General features: G+C 64.1%; 5 protein-coding genes. 3 read left to right on the forward strand and 2 right to left on the reverse strand.

The window, feature by feature from the left end; translation table 11 throughout:
• Positions 1 to 549, forward strand: a 549-nt coding sequence (locus tag EOD15_RS31200; protein WP_185929127.1) for a tetraacyldisaccharide 4'-kinase, incomplete at its 5' end; no start/stop codon positions are given.
• On the opposite strand, the gene EOD15_RS31205 is transcribed toward EOD15_RS31200, so the two are convergent.
• Positions 546 to 779 (reverse strand): DUF2093 domain-containing protein, encoded by a 234-nt coding sequence (locus EOD15_RS31205; RefSeq protein ID WP_031213688.1) that lies wholly within the window; start codon positions 777 to 779, stop codon positions 546 to 548. The genes EOD15_RS31200 and EOD15_RS31205 overlap by 4 nt on opposite strands.
• 125 nt (positions 780 to 904) lie before the next feature.
• On the opposite strand from EOD15_RS31205, the gene EOD15_RS31210 reads away from it, so the two are divergent.
• Positions 905 to 1,492 carry a hypothetical protein gene (locus EOD15_RS31210; RefSeq protein WP_127320853.1) on the forward strand — a complete coding sequence of 196 codons (588 nt, stop codon included), beginning with the start codon at positions 905 to 907 and terminating at the stop codon, positions 1,490 to 1,492.
• A 42-nt stretch (positions 1,493 to 1,534) separates the two neighbouring features.
• Here the strand turns inward: EOD15_RS31210 and EOD15_RS31215 are convergent, their stop codons facing one another.
• Positions 1,535 to 2,461 carry a LysR family transcriptional regulator gene (locus EOD15_RS31215; RefSeq protein WP_127320850.1) on the reverse strand — a complete coding sequence of 309 codons (927 nt, stop codon included), beginning with the start codon at positions 2,459 to 2,461 and terminating at the stop codon, positions 1,535 to 1,537.
• A gap of 91 nt (positions 2,462 to 2,552) precedes the next feature.
• Between EOD15_RS31215 and EOD15_RS31220 the strand changes: the two genes are divergently transcribed.
• A partial coding sequence (locus EOD15_RS31220) for a DMT family transporter (RefSeq protein WP_127409164.1) occupies positions 2,553 to 3,287 on the forward strand: 735 nt, incomplete at its 3' end.

Consider the following 3,287-nt stretch of genomic DNA (forward strand, 5'->3'; position numbering starts at 1 on the left):
GTCGACGCGCGCTATGGGATCGGCAATGGCCGCGTCATTCCGGGGGGGCCGCTCAGGGCCAAAATCGTCGACCAGTTGGTCTTCACCAGCGGGCTGTTGAAAATGGGCGAGGGCACTGCCGCTGACAGCGTGGTCCGCCAGGCCGCACGCGCCGGCCGGCCGATCTTCGAGGCCCATACAGAGCCAAGCGGCAAGGCAGGGCTTGCCGGCAAGCGGTTCCTCGCCTTCGCCGGTATCGGCCATCCCGAGAAATTCTTCGACACGGTGCGCGAAGCCGGCGGCGAACTGGCGTTGACGCGGCCGTTTCCGGACCACCATTTCTTTGCCGAGGACGAACTTGCCGAGTTGGCGGCGACCGCACGCACTGAGGGGCTGGTGCTCATCACCACCGCCAAGGACGCCGCCCGACTGCGCCACGGCGCCTCACAGGACTTTCTCGACCGGCTCGAGGTGCTGGAGATCGACACTGTCTTCGAACTCGATCACGTTCCCGAGCGCATCATCGACGAGACGCTCGATGCCTGGCGCCAGCGCAAGCTGAAGGGTTAACCGCGTTTACGCAGCTCCGGATGCATCTCGATTTCGCGGCGCAGCGAGGCGGTGGCGCTGATGTAGGGCTCCTGCCTGGCGACGCTCCAGTATTTCAACTCGTCGAGCGGAATGCTTTCGCCTGTCACCGCGCAACGCACGAACGCGCCGGGACTGGTAACCTGGAAGTCGCCATCCAGATAGCGGATGCGGGCTTCCTTGCCGCCGGGGCCTTCGAAACGGTTCATCATGCGGGGACGCCAGGGTTCATGAGGATTTCATCGCCATAAATTCCCGGCGAGGTCAAGCATGCGACAAGCCTGAGACAATGCTGAACGCTTATTGTGAGGCGGAAAAATGGTGTTGGTGGGCCGCAATGGACATTTCCTCCACTCGTCTTCCCGCCTTGCTCAGGGAAGTGATGACGCCGCAGGCCGTGCCCTCGGGGCAGGCTGATCCAGTCATGACGGCACTGGTCAAGGCGCTGGTCCAACCGCCGGCGCCGTCTCTGCTCGCACAACAGACAGCGCCAGCGCTGTTGACTTTGCCGGCCGCGCCAATGGCCGTCAAATCGCAGCAGATCGCATCGGCTGGCATCGTCGATGCCTATCTTGCCCAACTTGAGACGGGCGAAGAGGCGACGTTGGCAACGATCGCGGCGAGAAAGGCAAAACCCGAAGCCGAAACGCCGCGAGCCTTCTTGCCGCCTTCGACAACGGCCAATGATAATGCTCCTGCCAGGGTTGCGGGGCTGTCATTGCTGTCGCTTATCCCGCCGCAGGCTCCAGTCCCGCGCAACGCTGCCGCTTTGGGTGCATTGGCGGGCAGGCACAGGCCGGCCAATCAATCCCATGGTGCGGCGCCGAACCCTGAGCACTTGCTGGTGAAGGTCGGCTTTGTTTCGATAGTGGCCGGTTTGCTGGGAACCGTAATCCTTGGGTTCGTTCTGTTGTTGCTTCGCTGAGCTTCGAATCGGCTGGTTCTCGATATATGCCCGGCGGAAGGCCTACCGCTCGGCTTCGATGAACGCCTCGATCTTTTCCGGCGCCAGCCCGGCCTCCGCCGCGATGCGGCGGGCGAGGTCGGCGGCTGCGGTACGCGGCCGCCCGATCGGCCGGTCGAGCCAGTAGGACACCGGATTGAGCGCGGTGCGCTCATCGACGGGCGTGATGCGGCCCGATTGCAATTGATGCCCGGTCAGGGGTGGGCGTGCCAGCGCGATGCCGAGCCCATAGGCGGCGGCGTCGAGCACCAGATTGTAGTCCTCGAAGCGACGGTCCTGCGGGCGCGGGCGATAATCCATGCCTTGCGCGGCAAACCAGGCGCGCCAGGCAGACGCGTCGGAATCGTTGATCAGCGGATATTTGAGCAGCCGGGCAGGGTCGCCGCGGCCGATCTCACGGGCAAGTTCGGGTGACGCGACGGGGAAGACATGTTCCTCGAAAAGCTGCACCGAGACGCGGCCCGGAATGCCGCCGCGTCCACAGCGGATGGAGAGATCGATGCCCTCATCGGCAAGATCGGCCTGGCGGATGTCGACATCGAGCACGATGCGCAGCTTCGAGGGATTGTTCTCCAGAGCCGCCATGCGCGGCATCAGCCACAGCCCGCTGACCGAGGGGATCGAGGTCAGCCGCACCACCGCCGTGCCACGCGGCTCGACCCAGCGGTCGGAATGGGTCGATATCAGCGCAAAGGCTTCCGCCGTGCGCAGATGCAGCCGGTTGCCCTCGATCGTCAACGAGACGCCGCGCGCCCCACGGTCGAAGACTTTCAATCCCAGCCAGTCCTCGAGCTTGGCGATCTGCCGGCTGACGGCGCCATGAGTGATGTTGAGCTTTTCGGCGGCCGCCGAAAAGCTGCCTGTCCGCGCCGCCGCATCGAAGGCGCGCAGCGTCTCGAGCGGTACCATTGTGTCCGAGCTGTGATCCATAGTCACAGGTGATCCTCGATTTGGTCGTTTGTCAACTGGCCTGAAATGGCGTTTTCTGCCTTTCAGGACCGAAGAATGCGAGGGCAGTGAGATGAACGCAATGACGGGCACGTTGAATTCGACACAGCGGATGGACACCACGGCAGCCATTGCTGTCGCGCTGACGGTGGTTGGTTGGGCCTCCGCCTTTCCGGCGATCCGCGCCGGTCTCGCTGCCTTCGGACCGCTGGAACTCGGCGCGTTGCGCTTTGCCATCGCCGCGGTGCCGGCGGCGATCTTCCTGGCCATCAAGCGCCCGGCGCTGCCAAGGCTCGACGAAGTGTGGCGCCTGGTCTTTGGCGGCGCCATCTTCGTCGCGCTCTACACCGTCATGCTCAATTTCGGCGAACTGACCGTCTCTGCCGGTGCCGCCGGCTTCATCATCAATGTCAGCCCGATCTTCACCGCCATCATGGCGATGGTCCTGCTGGGCGAGCGCTTTTCGGGCATGGCCTGGGCCGGTACGGTGATTTCCTTCGCCGGCATTGGCGTCATCGCCATGGCCGACGGGAATGGACTGTCTTTTAACACCGGTGCTCTTCTGGTGCTTGGTTCGGCCTTGTGCTCGGCCGTCAACACCATCGTCCAGAAGCCGCTGTTTGCCCGCCATCATCCGTTGACCATCTCCGCTTCGAACATGGTGCTCGGCGCACTATGCCTGGCGCCCTTCCTGCCGTCGGCCTTTTCGCAGGCGGCGGTTGCCGACACAGCAGGCCTCGGCGCCGTCATCTTTCTTGGCATCGTGCCCAGCCTGATCGCCTATGCCGCCTGGGCGACCGCACTGTCG

Source organism: Mesorhizobium sp. M7A.T.Ca.US.000.02.2.1 (assembly GCF_003996995.1).
Classification (GTDB): Bacteria; Pseudomonadota; Alphaproteobacteria; order Rhizobiales; family Rhizobiaceae; genus Mesorhizobium.